This is a genomic window from Leptolyngbya sp. BL0902 (assembly GCF_016403105.1).
Lineage (GTDB): Bacteria > Cyanobacteriota > Cyanobacteriia > Phormidesmidales > Phormidesmidaceae > Nodosilinea.
The window spans coordinates 651289-671451 of sequence record NZ_CP046155.1 but is presented as its reverse complement, the minus strand read 5'-3'; the positions used below and the strand labels follow the sequence as shown (position 1 = coordinate 671451).

At 58.6% G+C, this 20163-nt stretch carries 16 protein-coding genes and 1 pseudogene; 8 read left to right on the top strand and 9 right to left on the bottom strand.

The features are described from left to right. The first annotated feature begins 89 nt into the window (after positions 1-89). Positions 90-932, top strand: coding sequence for a metallophosphoesterase (locus GFS31_RS03005; protein WP_198806805.1), 843 nt, complete (start codon positions 90-92; stop codon positions 930-932). Between the two features lie 79 nt (positions 933-1011). Here GFS31_RS03005 and GFS31_RS03000 read toward each other — a convergent pair whose 3' ends face one another. Continuing rightward, a complete protein-coding gene (locus GFS31_RS03000) occupies positions 1012-2004 on the bottom strand; it encodes a hypothetical protein (protein WP_198806804.1) in 993 nt (330 codons plus the stop codon). A gap of 83 nt (positions 2005-2087) precedes the next feature. Between GFS31_RS03000 and GFS31_RS02995 the strand changes: the two genes are divergently transcribed. Further along, positions 2088-2756, top strand: a complete 669-nt coding sequence (locus GFS31_RS02995; protein ID WP_198806803.1) for an HAD family hydrolase — start codon at positions 2088-2090, stop codon at positions 2754-2756. A gap of 238 nt (positions 2757-2994) precedes the next feature. Here GFS31_RS02995 and GFS31_RS02990 read toward each other — a convergent pair. Further along, positions 2995-3842: pseudogene (locus tag GFS31_RS02990) on the bottom strand (IS630 family transposase). A gap of 275 nt (positions 3843-4117) precedes the next feature. After that, positions 4118-5377 carry a methionine adenosyltransferase gene (metK, locus tag GFS31_RS02985; RefSeq protein ID WP_198806802.1) on the bottom strand — a complete coding sequence of 420 codons (1260 nt, stop codon included), beginning with the start codon at positions 5375-5377 and terminating at the stop codon, positions 4118-4120. Between the two features lie 320 nt (positions 5378-5697). On the opposite strand from metK, the gene GFS31_RS02980 reads away from it, so the two are divergent. Then, positions 5698-6819: a histidinol-phosphate transaminase gene (locus tag GFS31_RS02980; protein WP_263974890.1), complete on the top strand. Its 1122-nt coding sequence runs from the start codon at positions 5698-5700 to the stop codon at positions 6817-6819. A 112-nt stretch (positions 6820-6931) separates the two neighbouring features. Here GFS31_RS02980 and GFS31_RS02975 read toward each other — a convergent pair whose 3' ends face one another. Then, complete coding sequence (locus tag GFS31_RS02975) at positions 6932-7279, bottom strand: carbon dioxide-concentrating mechanism protein CcmK (RefSeq protein WP_198806801.1); 348 nt, start codon at positions 7277-7279, stop codon at positions 6932-6934. A gap of 157 nt (positions 7280-7436) precedes the next feature. On the opposite strand from GFS31_RS02975, the gene GFS31_RS02970 reads away from it, so the two are divergent. Together GFS31_RS02970 and GFS31_RS02965 are read left to right on the top strand one after the other, a co-directional pair. Next, entirely contained in the window at positions 7437-7925 is a 489-nt protein-coding gene (locus tag GFS31_RS02970) for a CGLD27 family protein (RefSeq protein ID WP_198806800.1), read from the top strand. A gap of 202 nt (positions 7926-8127) precedes the next feature. Next, on the top strand, positions 8128-9090 hold the full coding sequence (locus GFS31_RS02965; protein WP_198806799.1) for an asparaginase: 963 nt from the start codon (positions 8128-8130) through the stop codon (positions 9088-9090). A 159-nt stretch (positions 9091-9249) separates the two neighbouring features. On the opposite strand, the gene GFS31_RS02960 is transcribed toward GFS31_RS02965, so the two are convergent. Beyond that, positions 9250-10662: an NCS2 family permease gene (locus GFS31_RS02960; protein ID WP_263974889.1), complete on the bottom strand. Its 1413-nt coding sequence runs from the start codon at positions 10660-10662 to the stop codon at positions 9250-9252. Between the two features lie 284 nt (positions 10663-10946). Here GFS31_RS02960 and lgt point away from each other — a divergent pair, with 284 nt between their 5' ends. Continuing rightward, on the top strand, positions 10947-11783 hold the full coding sequence (lgt, locus tag GFS31_RS02955; protein ID WP_198806798.1) for a prolipoprotein diacylglyceryl transferase: 837 nt from the start codon (positions 10947-10949) through the stop codon (positions 11781-11783). Positions 11784-11795: 12 nt separating this feature from the next. Here lgt and GFS31_RS02950 read toward each other — a convergent pair whose 3' ends face one another. After that, positions 11796-12632 carry a DUF6671 family protein gene (locus GFS31_RS02950; RefSeq protein WP_198806797.1) on the bottom strand — a complete coding sequence of 279 codons (837 nt, stop codon included), beginning with the start codon at positions 12630-12632 and terminating at the stop codon, positions 11796-11798. Between the two features lie 295 nt (positions 12633-12927). On the opposite strand from GFS31_RS02950, the gene GFS31_RS02945 reads away from it, so the two are divergent. After that, a complete protein-coding gene (locus GFS31_RS02945; protein WP_198806796.1) occupies positions 12928-14550 on the top strand; it encodes an ABC-F family ATP-binding cassette domain-containing protein in 1623 nt (540 codons plus the stop codon). Between the two features lie 498 nt (positions 14551-15048). Here the strand turns inward: GFS31_RS02945 and GFS31_RS02940 are convergent, their stop codons facing one another. The 3 genes from GFS31_RS02940 to GFS31_RS02930 all read right to left on the bottom strand — a co-directional run bounded on the left by GFS31_RS02940 (position 15049) and on the right by GFS31_RS02930 (position 19208). Next, positions 15049-16776: a diflavin flavoprotein gene (locus GFS31_RS02940; protein WP_225907547.1), complete on the bottom strand. Its 1728-nt coding sequence runs from the start codon at positions 16774-16776 to the stop codon at positions 15049-15051. A 14-nt stretch (positions 16777-16790) separates the two neighbouring features. Next, complete coding sequence (locus GFS31_RS02935) at positions 16791-17339, bottom strand: phosphate-starvation-inducible PsiE family protein (protein ID WP_198806795.1); 549 nt, start codon at positions 17337-17339, stop codon at positions 16791-16793. Between the two features lie 135 nt (positions 17340-17474). Next, complete coding sequence (locus GFS31_RS02930; RefSeq protein ID WP_198806794.1) at positions 17475-19208, bottom strand: diflavin flavoprotein; 1734 nt, start codon at positions 19206-19208, stop codon at positions 17475-17477. 316 nt (positions 19209-19524) lie between these two features. Here GFS31_RS02930 and GFS31_RS02925 point away from each other — a divergent pair, with 316 nt between their 5' ends. Further along, positions 19525-19878: a hypothetical protein gene (locus GFS31_RS02925; protein ID WP_198806793.1), complete on the top strand. Its 354-nt coding sequence runs from the start codon at positions 19525-19527 to the stop codon at positions 19876-19878. Positions 19879-20163: the final 285 nt, after the last annotated feature.

The window sequence follows — 20163 nt, the reverse complement described above, 5'->3', positions numbered from 1 at the left end:
CTGCCCATCGGTAGCAGCCACCCTGAGCAAGTGTTACCGTAGGCATCATGGCGTCCCCCATTGTGCCCATTCCTTGTCTGCTCTAGCCTATGCGTCCCCTGTGGGTTGGCCCCTTAACTTTAGAAACCGTCACCGTTCCGATTTGCGATTTGCCCTCAGCCCTAGTCGGCACCCGCATCGCCCAACTTTCCGACCTGCACTACGACGGCCAGCGGCTCACCCTGCCCCTGCTGCAAGCGGCCATTGCCCAGGTAAACGCCCTCCAGGCGGATTTAGTCACGCTCACGGGGGACTTCATCACCCGCAGCCCTGCCCCCGTGGCCGAACTGGCCGACTACCTAGGCCAACTCCAGGGCCGCTGCGGGGTATTGGCGGTGCTGGGCAACCACGATAACCATTCCCCTAAACACCGATCTAAAGTGCTGGAAGAACTGCGGCGCGTCGGCATTCAAACGCTGTGGAACGAGGTGGTCTATCCTCTGGGGCCAGACTTTCCGGTGGTGGGTCTGGCGGAACTGTGGGCCAAGGACTTTTTGCCCTCGGTGCTGGGTCAAGTGCCACCGCACCTACCGCGCCTGGTGTTGGCCCATCAGCCGGATACCGCAGATACGCTAACCCCTTGGCGGGTAGATCTCCAGCTTTCTGGCCACACCCACGGGGGCCAAATTGTGGTGCCCAAGCTTGGTATCGTACCCGCCTGGGTAGAGCGCTGGGAAAAAGGGCTCGCCACAGTGCTACCGTTCCCCAAACTCAAGCGCAGAGCCGCCCAGGCCATCCGCCATTGGGACTGGGCCTCTGGGCTTCACCCTGTCACCTGCAACCCAATCACCCCCAGTTGGATCTACGTCAACCGAGGGCTAGGCACCTATTCACCAGGGCGCTGGCGCTGTCCACCGGAGGTAACGCTGCTCACCTTGGTGCGCCACCCCTAGACACGATCCGCAATTGCCCCAGTCGAAAACGGGAACCAGCCTTGGAATCGGGGGCATGAGTCAGGATCTGAGGTGGGGCTTACTCATCCTCCGGGACTGAGCAGTCGGCATTGACCGTCCAAATTAGCAGCGATTGGTTCTCGTCGCGCCAGCGCAGCCAGCCTTCTTCAGTGGTGTGGCCGGGGAGAATGGTGCAGCCCTGGACGGGTTGAATTACCTCCACCCGCATCCAGTCGCCCTCAACCGCCAGGGGCCGAATCCGGCTGTTGGGCACCACCAAGGATCGTAAAGAGGCGCTAGGGCTGGGGTCAATCCGCAGGGCTTGGGAGAGCCCATGGCGACGAAACCGAATCTGGGGGGCTGTGGCAAACACCGCATCCCAGGGCTGGACAGCGAGAGCCGTGGATCCGCCGTTTAGGTGATCCATGTGCGCCCAGGCGCTACCCGCCGGGGTGTATTGAAACCGAAACCAGCCGTCGGCGCGCTGCTCCAAAACCGGGAAGCTATACAGCCCCGGTTGGGCCTCCACCATGGAAAAGCTGGCGTCTTGGCCGATGGCCAAGGGCTCAAAGCCGTTAATCATCAGCCATCCATTCACCATCCACCCCCAATGGTCGCCGCCAGGGCCAACGTAGAGGGGCAGGGCCACGGAACTTAGCCAGCGTCCGTAGGCGAGGGAGTTGTCTTCCCAGGCTGCCGACTCTAGAAAAGACAAGTCCTGGGGTTGCAGTAGCCCAACCCCCAACTCCTCCGCAGGGCCGGGGGTAAGGCCCACAATGCCACCCTGGGGCGGGGTCACAGCGTTGGGGATGGTTTCCGGCAGGGGCGGCAGGGCGAGGGGCGTGTCCTGCTTGAGTTGGGCAACGGCGGCAGACGGACGCTGATCACGACTAGGGCTCAGCGTGGCCGAGGGATCAGTGGATGGTTCCGCCAGGGCTGCAACCTGCCCCGTCGCAGCAAGTCCTAGCGCTAGTCCTGCTAAGGCTAGGGTTCTGGGAAGGGCATCGATTAAGGGCCGAAGGTCAGGACGGCCTAGGCGGTGAGAACGGCTCTGGGATGACGACGGAGTCATGGTGCAGGGAAACCGTGAATTGTGGTACACAGAAGCGGAAGGACAACGCAGCATCCAATTACGCAGGCGCAGGAGCCAGCCCCATGGACTACCCCATCATCGCCACAGACTACGATGGCACCCTGGCTACGGAGGGGATCGTGGATGAGGCGACCCTGTCTGCCCTAGAACGCTACCGCCGCCACGGTGGCCACCTGATGTTGGTGACGGGGCGACAGTTGGATGATCTGTTGCGGGTGTTTCCCCATAGCCATTGGTTTGAGGGCATTGTGGCAGAAAATGGCGCGGTTTTCTACCAGCCCCAGCGGGATCGGGTGCAGCTTTTAGCCGATCCCTTTCCGCCCATTCTCGTAGAAACACTTAGAGAGGCTGGCGTTGAGCCCCTCAGCCAAGGCCAGGTGATTGTCGCCACCTGGGAGCCCCACGGCGACACAGTACGGCGCACCCTTCAAGACCTAGGTCTAGGGGCAACGGTGATTCTAAACAAGCGGGCCATCATGATTTTGCCCCAGGGCGTGGATAAGGCCAGTGGCTTGGCCGCAGCCTTGGCGGCACTGGATCTCGCCCATCTACCCATCGTGGGCATTGGCGATGCCGAAAATGACCGCAGCCTGCTCCAAGCCTGCACCCAAGGGGTAGCCGTAGCCAACGCCTTACCCGCCCTCAAGGCCATTGCCGACTACACCACCCAACACGAACGAGGCGCTGGTGTCCAAGACGTCATCCAGCGCCTCATCGAAAATCGCTTTTAGGAAACCCGCTTTTAGAAACTCGTTGTCAGGAAAACGACTTTAGAAAGCTGCCCTTAACCTAACCTGAGTTCGGGTTTAGCCGAATCCTGTACCCTGGAGAAGCCTTCTGGCCGTGTGCACTTTGGCCCTCACCCTAAACCCCTCTCCCGTGGGGAGAGGGACTTTGACGCTTTCTAGCTCCCCTCTTCTCCCTGGGCTGCTGTATATACATATAGTTGATGGAATTAGTAATGAGACATCAGGAAGCACAATAGTCTCGAATAATGTCATCCAGAGAAGTGCCGGGTTTCGCATACATTCTGGCTCTCTTTAAGGCACTAAAGTCATGCTCGATATCATTTAGGTCGGGAGAGTACTTCGGTAAAAATAAAATCTGATGCCCTGCCTCTTCTGCTAGTTCTTTAATCTTCGTCTTTCGATGGATGGGAGCATTATCTAGAATAAAAACTGAGGGGGTCGTGACGTTCGTCAACAAAAACAGACTAAACCATCCCTCAAATCCTTCAGCATCTAAGCTTCCGGTAAACAACATTGGGGCAATCAAGTCTTTTCTGCCTTTCCTCCGGGCCGCAATCAGATTCTCCTTCTTCCCTCGCTTGCCCTGGCGCTCTCCATAGATTTTCTTTCCCCGTTTCGACCAAGCGTACAGACAAGCCACGCCTTCCTCAAACCCACACTCATCAATATAGACCAGGCTTTTGACGCCATACACCTGAATCAATGCTCTCAGGGTTCGATAGTATTTCATGCGTTCTTCTGCATTTCGCTCTCGATACCTTAGTTCTTTTTTTTTCGGGTGATTTTCATTTTCTTGAAGACCTTAGAGAGCGCACTAATGCTCACCCCAAATTTCTGAGCCCGTTCCTTCAACGTGGCTTCTGGATTCTGCTCCACATCTTTGCGAAGAGCGTCCCAATCGAGTTTACGTTGGCGTCGGGTTACCTTGGTCGGGGCCAAGTCGACTCGATTTAACCAGCGATAGATTGTCGCACGACCGACTTGATAGGTTTTCGCCGCCTTCGAGATGCTGCCACCTCCTTCTACAAAGTCGATCACGCGCTTCCTTAAATCCAGACTGTAAGGCATCGTTTCTTCGTTCAACCATCACTCCGCTTATAAATAGCTTAAAAACGTCCCAGTCTAAAGTCAATCAACTATAAGTCTTGAAGCCCTTTCTACCAGGGCTTTGCCCTCATCCCCCAACCCCTTCTCCCAGGACGGGAGAAGGGGAGCTAGAAAAATCCTTGAAATCCTTGTCTGGCTTCCCCCTCTCCCATTTTTGGGAGAGGGGGACTGAGGGGGTGAGGGCCAGTGCCGAACATGGAGTCAGGTTTTGCCCGAAAGAGTGATTTTCAGATCCCCTAGACAGCCGCCAAAAACGCCTCTGCGGCCTTGGCCAGGGCTTCGGCTTTGTCGGTGGCTTCCCAGGGCAGGTCGAGGTCGGTGCGGCCAAAGTGACCGTAGGCCGCGACATCTTGGTAGAAGCGTCCACCCCTTTCCTGGGGCAGGGTTTGCAGGTTGAAGGTGGCGATGATGCCAGCGGGACGCAGCTCAAAGTGCTCCGTCGCTAGGGCTAGGATTTGGTCATCGCTGATTTTGCCCGTGCCAAAGGTGTCGATGAAAATGCTCACCGGACGGGCCACGCCGATGGCATAGCTGAGCTGCACTTCGCACTTTTCCGCCAGGCCAGCGGCTACGATGTTTTTGGCCATGTGGCGGCAGGCGTAGGCGGCACTGCGGTCTACCTTGGTGGGATCTTTGCCGGAGAAGGCCCCGCCCCCGTGGCGAGAGTAGCCGCCGTAGGTATCCACGATGATTTTGCGCCCGGTCAGTCCGGCGTCGCCTTGGGGGCCACCGATGACGAACTTGCCCGTGGGGTTGACCAAGAAACGGGTGTTGGCGTCGGGCTGGATGGTCAGGTCGCCAAAGACGGGCAGCACCACCTGTTCCCACAGATCGGCCTTAATTTTGTCCTGCACCGCTGCGTCGTCGGTGATGTCGCCAATGGCGGCGGTGTGCTGGGTGGAGACCAGGACGGTATCGATGCCCACGGGTTTGCCGTCTTCGTAGGCCACTGTGACCTGGGTTTTGCCGTCGGGGCGCAGGTAGGGAAGCTGACCCGTTTTGCGCACCGCCGCCAGTTGGCGGGCAATGCGGTGGGCCAAGCTGATGGGCAGCGGCATAAATTCTGGGGTTTCGTTGCAGGCAAAGCCGAACATGATCCCCTGGTCGCCCGCCCCAATGGCGTCGAACATTTCGTCGCTGGAGGCGGCCCGGGTTTCGTGGGCTTGATCCACGCCCTGGGCAATATCGCGGGATTGCTCGTCTAGGGTAATCATCACCGCGCAGCTATCGGCGGAAAAGCCGTTGTTAGTGGGGTCTATATAGCCAATTTCCTGGATTTTGCGGCGAATCAGGTTGGCGTAGTTCACATTCGCCTGGGAGGAAATTTCCCCCGTCACCAGCACCAGCCCGGTATTCACCACCACCTCAGCAGCCACCCGGCTGAGGGGATCTTGGGCCAGCATGGCGTCCAAAATGGTGTCGGAAATCTGGTCACAAATCTTATCCGGGTGCCCCTCGGTCACAGACTCGGAGGTAAACAGGTAGCGCTTAGACAATGGCCGATCCTCTTAGATAATGACATCACAATTTTTCCTGCATCCCCATCAATTCATTGACCCAGGAAAGGTCGCCATAAACCAAAACGAACCTTTCGATGTGTCAATGACAACCCGTCGAACTTGCCTATGTAGCACGGATTGGCAGGATGTATACCTATCAAAGACTACCGCATTTCATCATCTTTCATAGAGCTAGTTGGCCAGATGATGATCACCCCAGGAACTGCGGAAACCCCTGCAAAGACCCTAAATCCTGCCATAATTGAAGTCCGGCAAAACCCATCCGGGGAAATTTATGACGTGGTAGGCGTGAGGGTATGGTGCTTTCCTTTTTGCGGTCTGATGTGGTGCAACTGGCGGCCTACCAGCCCCATCCCGGAGCAGCGGGTGAGGCAGAACCCCAGATCATCGATCCCCTTGATACCAATGAATGCCCCTACGACCTGCCCGCCGAACTGAAGGAAAAGCTGGCTTGGACGGTGCAGCACACCATCGCCGCCAACCGCTACCCCGACGGGGGCCACGCCGACCTCAAGGCTAGCATTGCCGCCTATGTCGCGGAATCTGCACCGGGCATCTTGGCCCAACACATTTCGGTGGGGAATGGCTCCGATGAACTGATTCGCTCCCTGCTGATTGCCACCTGCGTCGGTGGCGAAGGATCGGTGCTGGTGGCCAATCCCACCTTTTCGATGTATGCCATTTTGGCCCGCACCCTGGGCATTCCCGTCGTGGCCGTGGGCCGGGACGAGGAGACCTTCGCCGTGGATCTAGACGCCGCCCAGCAGGCCATCGACCAACCCGCAGGCTTACCCGTGCGAGTGGTGTTTATGGTGCATCCCAACTCCCCCACGGGCAACGCCCTCACCGAGGCCGAACTGGCGTGGCTAAAGCAACTGCCGGAGGACATTCTGGTGGTGGTGGACGAAGCCTATTTTGAATTTAGCCAGCACACCACCGCCGCCGAGGTGCGGCAACGACCGAACTGGGTGGTGCTGAGAACCTTCTCCAAGGCGTTTCGGCTGGCGGCCTTTCGGGTGGGCTATGCCGTGGCCAACCCTGACCTCACCGCCGCCCTAGAGAAGGTGCGCCTGCCCTACAACCTGCCCAGCGCCACCCAAGCCGCCGCCGCCCTCGCCCTGGCCCACCGCCAGGATCTCCTCGCAGTGATTCCCGAAATCCAGGCCCAGCGAGACTGGTTGAGCACTGCCATGGCCAGCCAAACCCCGCTGCACCCTTGGCCCAGTGCCGCCAACTTTATCTACGCCCGCCCCGCTGCCCCCCAGCGGCCCATGGAGGACGACCTCGCCCACTGGTTCCAGCACCTCAAGGCCCAGGGCACCCTGATTCGCCATACGGGCGGGGGCCTTCGCATCACCATCGGCAGCCCCGCCGAAAACCAGCGCACCCTGGGGCATATCATCCAGGTATCCCCCTAGAAGAATAGCCCTCGCCGGAAGAAGAATAGCCCTCGCCGGATTTCCGCCAATACCGTTGGGCGGTTGATCCAGCGAGGGCCGCTATAGCCCCAGGGCAAGGTAAAGCGATCCGTTACCGCCCCGTCGAACCAGGTAGAATCGGCATTTCCACGGCCTGACGGTAGATTTCCACCTCTTCATTGAAGTCGATGGGCAGCACGGCCACCACGTTTTCGTGGGGACGGGGGATGATCACCCAGGTTTCGAGGATGCCGCCGGGGGTGTTTTCCGCCGCTTCTACCCCCGCCGCCATCGCGGCCTTCACCTCCGACACATCGCCGCGAATATTCACCACAAACCGGGCACTCCCGGCCCGAATGTAGCCGATCAACGTCACTCGTCCGGCCTTCACCATCGCATCGGCGGCGGCTAGAACGGGGGGAAATCCTCTGGTCTCCAGGGACCCTACGGCCTGTGGCATGGCTGCTCTCCTCGAAATCCTGTACGCGAAAAATCCATCCTTTATTGTACGGGCCGTGGGGGCAATCCGAACGACGGAGGCGACGGTAGGTCAAGAGGTAACGTACCGAATTGGGGGGAATTCGTTTAGGCTAGAAACTAGGTTTTGGATGGATGGCATGGCGCAACGATGTCCGGTTCCGGCGGAACAGCAGCCGATTAACGAATACCAGGATGTGCGCGAATCTTGGTTCTACAGCTGGGGTAGCCGCGACTTGACGGGCTACCTCAAGCCTGTGGTCATCCTCTGGCTGGTGGGCTGGCTGGTGGCTGGCCCCATGGCGGCGGCGAGTTTTGCCCCGGCCAAGCATCCTATCCCCTTTGCCCTCAGTGCCGCCATGGGCGCTTTAGTGCTGCCGATGCTGGCCCTGATGCAGCTCTATGTCGGTTGGGCCCATGTGGGCGGACGCCTGAAGGAAGATAAAGTACCCTACGAAGAATCGGGCTGGTATGACGGGCAAGTGTGGATTAAGCCGGAGGATGTGCTGAACCGCGACCGCCTGATTGTGGACTACCAAGTGCAGCCCGTCTTGCAGCGCATCCGCAAAACCATCGGCACCATCGCTGCCCTGCTCAGCCTAGGGCTCATCACCTGGCAATTAATCTAGCGAGCTAGTGATCTACCAGTGATCTAAGATGACAGGGCAAGGGTTCCACGGTCTAGGGATGCCTGTCCTCCCAGACTGGCTTCCACCACAATGCCACCCCTGCCCACAACCTCACTGCGCCCCAGTCCCTAGTCCCCAACCCCCAATCCCTAGTCCCCAACCCCTAGTCCCCAACCCCCATCCTTCAGCCAGAGCATTCCCTATGACCAGCAGCCGGGTAAACCGCCACCAAACCAAAGAACTTGACGTGCAACTGCTCCGCGAAGGGGTGGTGGAATCTAGCCATACGGCCCATGTGGTGGTGTGCGATGCGCGGGGGCGCACCCTCTCGGTGGCGGGCAATCCCGAACTGGCCACCTTCATTCGCTCGGCCCTCAAGCCCTTTCAGGCGTTGGCTGTGACCGCCGCTGGGGCCATGGAGCGCTACAACCTCAACGACCAGGATCTCGCGATTATGTGCGGATCCCACCAGGGCACCATCGAGCAGGTGCGCCAGGTGTTTCATATTCTTTGGCAGTCGGATTTGGATTCTACGGCCCTGCGCTGTCCTACCCCGGCGGGCCGCAAAAGCCCCCTAGAGCACAATTGCTCTGGCAAACACGCGGGGATGTTGGCGGTGTCCCATCAGCAAAACTGGCCCATCGAAAGCTACCTCGACCGCAACCACCCCGTCCAAAAGCTGATCCTCTCCCGCATGGCCGAACTGCTGGGGATGCCCGCCGATGAGTTCATCATGGCCCACGACGACTGCGGTGCCCCCACCTATTTCATGCAGTTGCGCCAGATGGCCACCCTCTTCGCCATGCTCTCCTCCGGCGACAACCTAGAAATGGAACGCATCATCCGCGCCATGACCAGCCACCCCAGCCTAGTCGGCGGGGCCGACGCCTTTGACACGAAGCTCATGGAACTGACCGACGGCGAACTGGTGAGTAAATCTGGAGCCGAAGGGATTCAGTGCATTGGCAAGGTGGGCGATGGCCTGGGACTGGCGATTAAGGTGATGGATGGCTCCAAACGGGCGAAGTACGCGACCGCCATTTTCACCCTCAAACAAATGGGCTGGATTCTCCCCGCCGTGGCTGACACCCTGGCCGAAACCTATATGCAAATTGGCCCCTTCAAGCGCCTAGATGTGGTCGGTGAACTGCCGCTGATTTACTAGGCGGACGGGGAACCTGGCGCGGCAGGAAGTCGGTGGTCTCTTCTCCGGTGCCCTGCCCCGGACTTAGCAGGGGCGCAGTCCTCAAAGAAATGCGCCCCTGCTAGGTGAATGAAGCCGGAGGGACAGCCATCAAAGTCTGCCCATCTGGCACCCGCTGCTCTATTCGGCAATGAAGATATAGCGCAGCAGGAAGATCGCCGCCAAGATCCACATGCCCAGCGTGGTTTCGCTGGCTTTGCCCTGGAAGGCTTTGATCAACGGATAGGCAATCAGGCCCATGGCCAGCCCTTCGGCAATGGAGAAGGACAGGGGCATGACCACAATGGTCAGAAAGGCCGCAATGGCCGCAGCGGGGTCATCCCAGTCAATCATGCGGGCGGCGGACATCATCATTACCCCCACCAGAATCAGAGCCGGAGCCGTTGCAAAGGAGGGAATGCCCGAAAAGAAGGGGATAAACAGCATCGCCACGATGAATAGCAGGGCCGCAACCACAGCGGTGAACCCGGTGCGTCCCCCTTCGTAAATGCCCGATGCCGACTCGATGTAGGTGGTGACGGTGGAGGTGCCAAGGACGGCTCCGGCGGTGGTGCCCACAGCGTCGGCCATGAAGGCTTTTTCGACGCCAGGGAACTTACCCTCCGAATCAATGTATCCGGCCTTAGATCCCAGCCCGGTTAGGGTGCCAATGGTGTCGAACAAGTCCACAAACAGGAACACGAAGACGATGCTGAACATCTCCCAAAAGTTGATCCGCAGCAGTTCTCCTAAGCCCACAAAGGCCTGACCAAAGAGATCCACGGGCGCACTGGGAATCGCCACAACCCCCGTGGGCCAAGGGGCCACCCCAAACACCCAAGCGAAGATGGCGGTACCCAAAATGCCCCACAGTAGCGCCCCCGTAACCCGACGGGCAAACAGGGCCGACGTGACCAGCAACCCCAAAATAGCCACGGCAGTGGAGGGGGTTTGGAGGGAGCCCAGGGTGGTAAAGGTGGGCTCGTAGGCCACAATGATGCCCGCATTTTTCAGGCCGATGTAGGCAATGAAAATGCCAATCCCGGCGGTGGTGGCGTGCTTAATGGCTTCGGGAATGGCCTCCACAATTTTGCTGCGAACATTGGTAATGGTCAGCAGAATGAAGATAATCCCTTCGATGAAGACAGCGGCTAGGGCCACTCGCCAATCAATCCCCAGCCCCAGCACCACGGTGAAGGCAAAGTAAGCATTGATACCCATGCCGGGGGCCAGCACAAAGGGAAACTTGGCGTAGAGGCCCATGATCAGCGTGGCAATGGCTGAGGAAATACCCGTGGCCATCACCAACTCGCCGAACAGATCCCCCGGTTCATTGAGAAACACCGCCGCTGACAGAATATCGGGGTTAACGATCAAAATGTAGGCCATCGTAACGAAGCTGGTGGCCCCGGCAATCACCTCGGTACGTAGATTGGTGCGATGGCCTTCAAAATCAAAAAAGCTGGCGATGGTGCCTGGGATGCCACCGCCACCGGGCGAAGGCTGTAGCCCTCCTCCTGGCGGGGTTTGTAGGTCTTCAGACGGCTGGGTCACGACGCAACTCCTCACAAAGGACTAAAACGACTCAAGCCATAAGTAATCGCTAGAAAACCCTGGCAAATCTGTTGTTTCCGATACATCTTTGCGGTTATTCACCTAGCTGATAGTCAGGCTTGGTCGTGGGCGCATTGGCTTTCGGTCGTCCTAGCCGCCCACGGAGGCCCAGCCAAGGCTATTCCAAGGCCTAGGGGTCTGGCTTGGTATCATGGGAGGGCATCGCTGGGCCAAACCCTCGCCCGATTCCATCTGTTTTCCCAACGCCCCATTTCTGACGCCCCATGTATCCTCCCGTTTCCCCCATCATTTTTGAGCTTGGCCCCTTCGCCCTGCGCTGGTATGGGCTGCTGATGTTAGTCGCTATTCTGTCCGCGGCCACGGTGGCCAGTCGCTATGTGGCCCGCCAAGGGGAAGACCCCGACAACCTGTGGGATATGCTGTTTTGGATTTTGATTCCCGGCTTTGTTGGGGCGCGGCTGTATTACGTGTTCATTCAGTCGCCACGGGGGCCGGAAGGGCTGGGCTATTACCTCGCCAATCCGGGCAAGATTTTGCAAATTTGGGGGGGCGGCATTCACATCTTTGGCGGGTTTATTTTTGGGGCAATCGCGCTTTTTCTCTTCAGCCGCATCCGCCAACTCAACCCCCTGCCCTACCTGGATGGCATTGCCCTGGGGTTGCCCCTGGCCCAGGCCATCGGTCGCTGGGGAAATTTCATCAACCAAGAACTCTATGGCCCGCCCACCACCCTGCCCTGGGGCCTGCGGATTGATGCCCAGCATCGAATTCCGCCCTACAACAACCTAGCCCAATACCCCGACTCCACCCGCTTTCATCCTCTGTTTTTGTACGAATCAGTCTGGAACCTGATCGGCTTTGCCCTGCTGTTGTGGATCGCCCGCAGATTTGAAAAACAACTGAAACCGGGGGATTTAGCCCTCGCCTATTTGATTTGGTATCCCCTAGGCCGCTTTTTCCTTGAGTTCCTGCGGACAGACTCCTGGTTTTTTCCGGGCACTCCCTTCAATGTGGTGCATATTTTGTCCGTGGCGGCAATGGCGGTGGCTGGATGGGTGCTGTACACGCGCCATCGTCAGCCTGCCTTGCGGGGAGGCTAGTTCCGGGTGGGCCTAGGGGTTGCAGTAGGGGCAGTGGAGGGGATCGGCGGCGGTGGGCAGGTCGGCGGGGGCTTGGTCTTGTTGGTAGTCGCAGCGCTGGCACTGGTGGCGCACCAAGCGAGTTAGCAGGGTGGGAGTGCCGCACAGACCACAGGGCAAACCGGGCCAGCGCTTTACCTCCCGAAAACCAGGACAAGCGCAATTTGGGCAGGTTTGGGCAATGGCCCGCAGCAAATCCTCAGTGGCTTGGGCAATCACCCCCATGCGGGTTGGGTTGTAGAGGGCGCGCATATCCGTTTCGATTTGGACGGTGGCGGCTTGGCGAAGGGCGGCTTCCACAGCGGTGGATAGGGCGGATTCCGTGGTGATGCCCTTAGCGAGGACGGTGCCATCGGCGCGGACAATGAGCCCATGGCTGGGAAAGTCTACGGCGGCGGCAAAGGCTTCAGCATCTTGCCAACTCCGAAGGGGCTGTTGACGATAGTTGGTTTCCGTAGACAGGCACTCGCCGACGATTTCTAGGCCATGCTGACGGTCGATCAGCACCACCAGTTCGCGGTTGCAGGGCACAAAGGGAATCTGGGGATGCGGCCCAAAACTGCCCTCACTGGCGATGGCTAGGGTTTCTCCGGTGTAATCGAGGGCGGCTTCGGCCTTGAGTCGGGCGGTGGCAAGCTGGTCGGCGGGGCGCGTCACTTCCCCGGTGAAGGTGCCAAAACCATCGGTATCAAACCCAGCGGGCACGGTGACGGTGAGGCCCAAGGGCATTTCGAGGCGGGGGGCGATGGCCTGCTCTTTGCGGTGCATGGTGGCGAGGACAGCCACCCGACGGGCAAATAGATCGGTCATGGGCACGTCAGCAGAAAATGGCAGGGGTTAACATCCAAGGGATTCCCCTTCGGAATTGTAGCCCTAGGGCTTGTATCATGCAGTAGCATAGTCAGCAAGACGGGGGTGAGATGGGCCTTTTAGGGCCAATTCAGGGTTTGAGCGATCCCTGGATGACATCTCATTTTTAATCACCCCATTGCTGGATTGAATTGCTCACTCCATATCCTATTGGAATTTCGTGCCATGAAGCTTTTGCTAAGCCAGAAACCCGCATTTTGCTACCCCGTTTCGGTCTTTAGTCTAAGCAACCAGCATGGCCAGACTACTATTATCTGCCCAGGATCTCCGTTACGACTGTGATCCCACCTCTCCCCTTTTTGAGTCCATTCACCTCAGCCTGCACCGTGGAGATCGTGTTGCCCTAATCGGTCGCAACGGTAGCGGCAAATCGACACTGATGAAGCTGCTGGCGGGGCAGATCCTCCCGATGCAGGGCACCATTGCCACCTACGGTTCCCTAGCCTATGTTCCCCAGGTGAGTACGCTGTCGTCTAAGCTTGATTCTCAGACAATTTTAGACTGGCTGAGCCATGCCTCTGAAGACTGGTGGTGCATCAATGATTTATGGGGCAATCCGTTAGCCACCTCCCTAGATCTCTCACAGCCCATTGCCCAGTTAAGCGGAGGTGAACTGACCCATCTACTATTAGCCGTTGCGCTGGCATCGACCCCTGATATTTTGCTGTTGGACGAACCAACCAACCACCTTGATTTAATGGCCCTGGATCGTCTTCAGGCTAGTCTAGGGGCATTTCAGGGAGCCCTGGTGATAGTTTCCCACAGGCCCCATTTCTTAGATCAAGTGGTTGCCAAAATCTGGGAACTCACGCCCCATACACTGCGGGAATACGGCGGCAACTACCACTCCTATCGAGCCCAAATCCAAGCCCAACAGCAGGCCGCAGCTCGTCACCATGAGGTGGCCCAAAAAGCCCTAGCCCGCGCCAAGGCAACGGCCCTGGCAGAACAAAAACGGGCGGCGCAATCTCGACGCCGTGGTGAACAGAAGGCGGCGGGCGGCAGCATGGGCAAAATGGCAAAACATTACTTGGCCAATCGGGCTTCAGGCACAGCGGGGACAGCGGCCAAGCGCCACCAAGCCACCCTAGAGCAAGCCGCTCAGCGGGTAGCCGACACCAAGGGAAAAACTTCCAAGCCCAGCCTCATTCACCTAGAGGAGGTGAACTCTAAACGCCGCACACTTCTAGACCTTCAGGATGGTTGTCTGAGAGTGGGAGGCCACCCGCTGATTCAAGACCTTCAGTTGCAGGTGGTGTCTGGGGATCGGTTGGTCATTGCCGGGGCCAATGGCTCCGGGAAATCGAGCCTCATCAAAGCGCTACTGGCCCATGATTCGGCGTTGGGTGCCGCCGACGGTATCGTTCTCACCGCCAAGCACCACCGCCAAGCCGAACCGCTCCGGGTGGTCTATCTCGATCAAACCTATAGCCTGGTGGATCGTTGTCGGAGTGTTCTTGCCAACATGCAGGCCACCAACCCCGACTGGCCCTACCAAGCCCTGCGCCAACAACTTGGCCATTTCCTGTTCTTTGGGCAGGCCGTGGAGAAATCCGCCTCGGCGCTCAGTGGCGGCGAACTGGCCCGATTAGCCCTCGCCATGGTCAGCATTGCTGCTATTGACCTACTGATTTTAGACGAACCGACGAACAACCTCGACCTCGAAACCGTGGACACTCTGGTAGATGCGCTTAACCAGTACCGGGGGGCGCTTTGGGTGATTTCCCACGACGTAGATTTCCTCAGCCGCATTGGCCTGAACCGAGCCTTCCACCTCAGCCATGGTCGTCTGCAACCCCTGGACGTGCTGCCCCACGTCCCCGATGCCTACTACCACGCCCTCCTAGCCACTGGTTGATCCTGACCAGGCCCAGGGATGAAGAGGAAACCTACCCTCACCACCCGCCTGGGGGAGGAGGCGATGGGGGTAGGCTGGCCCAGGCTCAGAGGGCGATGATGCCGCAGCAAACCTTTGGCGATGGGATGCGGCCCACTCTGAGATCCACATGCCTGAGCCAAGACTGTAAAACGAGAACGGGCAAACGCCAGAGACGATCAGGACAATTGCCATCAGGGACAAGGGCTAGGCAGCACTGGAGACGACGATCAAGTAATTTACTTTTATAAATTATTCAATCTTTCTCCATATCTCTCAGTCTATACAAAAGTTCCAGGGGATGGAATGCCCCAAGGCTCGAAACCTCCCTGCAATTTTCAATGCAGAAAATAAGCTGAGCTTATTAAAAAGGGACTTGAGTATAGCAGGAGTCAATCTTAGCGGCGGAAGGTATTACGCCCTAGCGGCCACGGCGGCGCATCCGTGGCGGCGCATCCGTGGCGGCGCATCCGTGGCGGCCTACTGTCCCACGGCGGGCATGCCCTGGGCCAGCAGACTGCCTTGGGCTACGGTGGCGTAGATCAGGAGGTGATCCCCCAGGGGCAAGGTTTCTACCACAGTGCAGGCGAGGTAAGCGAGGGCATCGCTGAGGCGGGCGCAGCTATTGTCGGCCAGGGTAAAGAGCAGGGGGCCAAAGGGCGGGCGGACAGGCTGTTGGGTAGAAAAATGGCGACGCACAGTGCGACCCTCCTGGAGAATATTCAGGCCAAAGGCGGTGCCAGGGCTGAGGTCGAGACACCCCTGGGGAACAGTCACCATCAGGCCGGGGGGCTCAAAGCTGGCCTGGGCAACGGCGCTGGTGAGCAGGCCGCTGGGGCCATCGGCGTCGGTGGTGGTCAGCACGCAGAGGGTTCCCACTACGCGGTTTAGGGCCTGCTGGGTGCGATCTCCCTGACCTGCGGCGGGGGGCGGAGTATGCTGCTTTTGGCGTTTGCGCAACTGCTGGGCAAAACGGGCGGCGGCGGCATGGCAAGATTCTAGGGCGTTGTCATCGGGACTAAAGCGTACCCGCAGCGGATCGAAGCCCAGGGGAATGTTGGCATCTCGCAGTTTTTGGGCCAGCCAGTCAACCGCCTCGCCACTCCAGCCATAGGAGCCAAAGACGCCCACGGGCTTGGTCTTAGGCCAATGATCTAGCACCAACCCCAGGGCCGTTTGCATTTGCACCGGGGCGTGGCCACCTAGGGTAGGCGATCCCAGCATCACCCCATCACAGCGGGCCAGGATGTCTAGCAGGGCGGCGGGGTCGGTATGTTCACCATTTACCAACTCCACCGCTACGTTGGCCTGGGTTAGGGCGGTCGCCAGGGCGGCGGCCAGCTTAGCGGTGTTGCCGTAGGCGGAGGCGTAGATGATGGCCACCTGGGGCAACCTGGGCCCTCGCTGCTGACACCATTGGCGATAGTCCTGCATCACCCGACTGAGGCTATAGCGAACTAGCGGCCCGTGGCCCGGTGCAAGAAGGTTTAGGGGAAGCGCCTCCAACTGTCGTAGGGCCGTGGCGATCTGGCGGGTTTGAGAACTGTGCAAACAGTCGAAATAGTGACGACGGTCGGCCTCCAACTGCCGCCACTGGGCATCCCACAGGGCGTCGGCGCAGTGGTGCACCCCAAACAGCTTGTCGCTATAGAGGATCTGGCTGGCGGGGTCGTAGGTACAGAGGCCATCGGGCCAGCGCGGCGTGGGCACTCCCACAAACCGCAGGATGTGGCCCTGGCCTAAGTCTAGACTGTCTCCAGACCGGACAGGATGGATCTGCGCTGAAGAAAGGCCCCGGTCGCGTAGCCAACGAGTTGCCGGATGGGAGCACACCACCTGGGCCTGGGGAGCCAACCCCAGCAATCGCCGGAGGGTGGCCAGCCGATTGGCATTCACGTGGTTGAGCACGAGGTAGTCTAACGAGCCTAGGTCAACCTGGGGCTGGAGAGCCGCCAAAAACAGGGTCGTAAAGGATTCCCCCGGCGGGTCTAGCAGGGCAGTACGATCTCCACGAATGAGATAGGCATTGGCGGTGGTGCCGCACTGGCGGCTGTACTCCACCTCAAACTTCAGCCGTTCCCAGGTGCGAGACCGCAAAACCCAGGTTTGATGGCCCAGGTCGGCAATTTGGACATCGCGGGGCCGTGCCGTCATAGGAACGGCGGTGGAAGGCATGGGATTGGGGGTAGACATGGTGTAGTAGGTCATGGGAGGAGGGAGGGTTAGGGGCTGGGCCGCTCGTCGCTGGTGGTGCCCACGGGGGGCGTGGCTAGGGTCGGCAAATCCTGGGCAAAGCGCAGACGATGGCGGCGAGATACCCATTGTTCTGGATCAACGCCATCGAAGGTGGGGGGAATCCAGGCGCGTACCACCAGCAGCGCCCCCAGCACCGTGAGGAACAGACAACTGGCCACCACCTGCACCCAGGGCGTTTCTAGCACCCCATGCACGATAATTTCCCGCAGCACCGATACGATGGAAACCTCCACCGCCACACCAATGGAAATACGGTGTTCCTGGAGGTAAATAATCAGCAGCCGAAACAACTCCACCAAAATCAGCAGAAAGAGGATATCGGCGGTCACTTCCGGGAAGTTTAGGGGCGGCAGCAGCGAGAGAAACATTTGCCGCAACTGCATCACCATGAAGCTAAACAGCCCCATGCAAAGGGAAATCACGATTAGGTCTTGCACCGTTTCCAGCAGGCGCACCACCGTACTGCCATTGAGCCCAGGAAGCCAGCGGGGGGAAGAATCAGGAAGAGTTGGCATAGCTGTGTCTCGCAATAACGGCAAAGAAAAAACTGACGTTGAGGTAGCCAAGTGCAAAGGAGATCTGCCCCGATTGGGAGACTGAGATCGTAGGTACCGAGGTTGTGGGTAGCGAGGTTGTGGGTACCGAGGGGCCTAATAGTGACTACCGCTGGTGCGATGGTGAATGGCAGTGCGCCCGTTGGGGTTGGCGACCCGTCCGGCTTGGGCCGTCGCGCAGACAATCCAGTGATCGGGGGTTTCTAGGCGATGGGTGACGGTGCACTCTAGATAGGCCAGCGCCTCGGCCAAAATGGGGGAACCGTTGGTGGCGCGGCGGGTGGCAATGCCCTCAAACCGATCCACCCCCGGCGGAAACCGCTTCAGGAAATGCTTGATCAACCGCTGGTTCTGGCCTTCCTCCAGCACGTTTAGCACAAAGGTGTCGCCCCATTGCAGCAGGGAGGCCATCGCCCGATCCTTGGCAATGGCCAGGGCCAGCCCCGGTGGCTGAGGGCTGGTGCGCATCACCCAAGAGGCCAGCATCGCACCGCCCACCTCTCCCTGCTGGGTGGTGAGGAGATACAGCCCGGTGCTGAGTCGCCCTAGGGCCTGATCTAACCCCGTCAGCGGCTCTGTAGGCCGGGATTTGGCCGCTGCCCTCGCCTGAATCGCCTGCCCCAGATCAAGGCCCGCTGTTTCGCAGCGTTTGTCAATGGCTGGGGTGGCATCGGTTTTCATCAGAATGGGCTCGAAGCCGAGGGTAAGGCCCAGGGCGGTACAGCGGTTTCTCAGGGGAAAGATCGGCTCATCCTGCCCGCCCCCAGTTTCAAACAAACCGATGGCTTGCCCCGGACGGGCAGCAGCCAGCAGCGTACTCAAAAGGGGGGCAAACTCCGGGCGATCCTGGGGCGGCATGCCCACCACCACCCCGGCGGCGCTGTCCACCAACTCCCGGACGATGGCCGTGTCCACTTCTAAGTAATCCACCGCTTCCACCGCCAGCCCTGTTTTCATCATTCCCCGCCCCAGCGCCAGGGCCATCTGGTCGCTATGGCCATAGCCTCGGGTGTAGAACAGCGCCACAAAGGGGGTCTTTTCTGCTTGAGCCTCGCTCCATTCACGGTAGTAATGGAACCAGTCCACCAAATGGTGTTGTAGTAAGGGGCCGTGCCCCGTTGCCACCTGCTGAATGGTGAAGGGCTCAAGGCGCTTGAGAGCGGCCAACACCGACCGGGCATTGGGAGCCATCAGACAATCGTAGTAAAGCTGAAAATCTGGCTCCAGCAGCCGAGGGGCTTCGTCGTAGAGGGTGTCGTCGCAATAGTGCATCCCCAACACATCACAGGTATAGAGCACATGGGTGCCCTGGTCGTAGGTCAGCATCGTGTCTGGCCAGTGCAAATTGGGGGCGCTGATGAAGGCCAGCTCATGCCCCTGCCCCAAATCGAGGTGGTCGCCACTTTTCACGATCTGGGCAGCAAAGGGCCGATGGATCTGATTCTGCAAAAACTGAATGGCGACCTTCGTGCCCACCACCGTGATTTGCGGCGCTAGGGCCAAGAGATCCGCCACCAATCCGCTGTGATCCGGCTCCGTGTGGTTGACCACCAAGTAATCAATCGTGGTGACGTCGATCCGACGCTGCAACTCTGCCAAATACAAGTCCCGAAACTTTGCGTGGGTGGTGTCAATCAACGCCGTCCGGTCGCCGCGCACCAAAAACGAGTTGTAGGTGGTGCCATTCCGTAACTCAAACTCAATATCAAAGCGATCCCGATCCCAATCCTGACAGCGAAACGTTGTTGAGTGGGCCGCAATCTCTGCCACCTGAAGGCTTAGCCGTCCTGGGGGCACCATTGGGAGATGCACATCCGTGAGAGCAACCATGATGTATCTCTATCCTCATCGAGACTAAGCTTTGAATAGCTCAATGATGAAGGAAACCTACAAGACTTGTAAAATGTCAATATCAAAACTCAAATATAAGTTTTTTATATAATCAAGAGAAATTTATATTTGCATAGCCAATGAATTAATCTTGAACTTTGCCGCCCCTGATCGCGATACAGGCCCGGTGTCTTTCGCGGACTGAGATGGGCCTGCAAGGGCCTAAACCCTAGCTGGGATCGTCAATGCTGGGTCGTCGCGCCTAGGGGTGAGCAGGTTATGATCTAGGGAGGCATCCCCCAAAACGAAACCGCCCATGCAGGCCCAACCTCCCAGAGAACCCACCCTTGGCGACATTCTGACCGAGCTGCAATCGGTGAAAAGCGATCTCCAAGCCTTCAAAGCCGACGTTGATCAGCGCTTTGAGCAGGTAGACAAGCGCTTTGAGCAGGTAGACAAGCGCTTTGAGCAGGTAGACAAGCGCTTCGAGCAGGTGGATCAACGGCTGGAGAAGTTGGACTATAAGTTCGACACCTACGAAAAAGCCTCCGAGAAGCTGTCCCGCTTGGCCACCACCATCATTGTGGCGGCGGCGACGGTGGCGGTGTTGCCTGCCGCCCTCCAAGCCTTTGGGCCGTTGATTACGCAGGTTGTACTGTCGGGGCAGTAGCTTCCTTGGGGATGGGGCCATGAACAGGAAAGCGCTACCCCAACGGCACGGCAACCATGCTTGAGAGGCTCAGTCCAGCACTTGCCCTAAGCCTTGCTCTCCCTTGATATTTTTCTCTGAAAAATTTTTATTTAACGTTTTGATACAAAAATGAGAGTTTCCCTCTCAAAAGACTGTAAATTTTAGTTACGGAAGCACCTTGGGTTTATTTCAAATTGTGTCACCTGGGGGCCTTAAACCTAGATGGGGCAAGGTTTTCTGGTACAAAGAGAAATGGGATCTCGG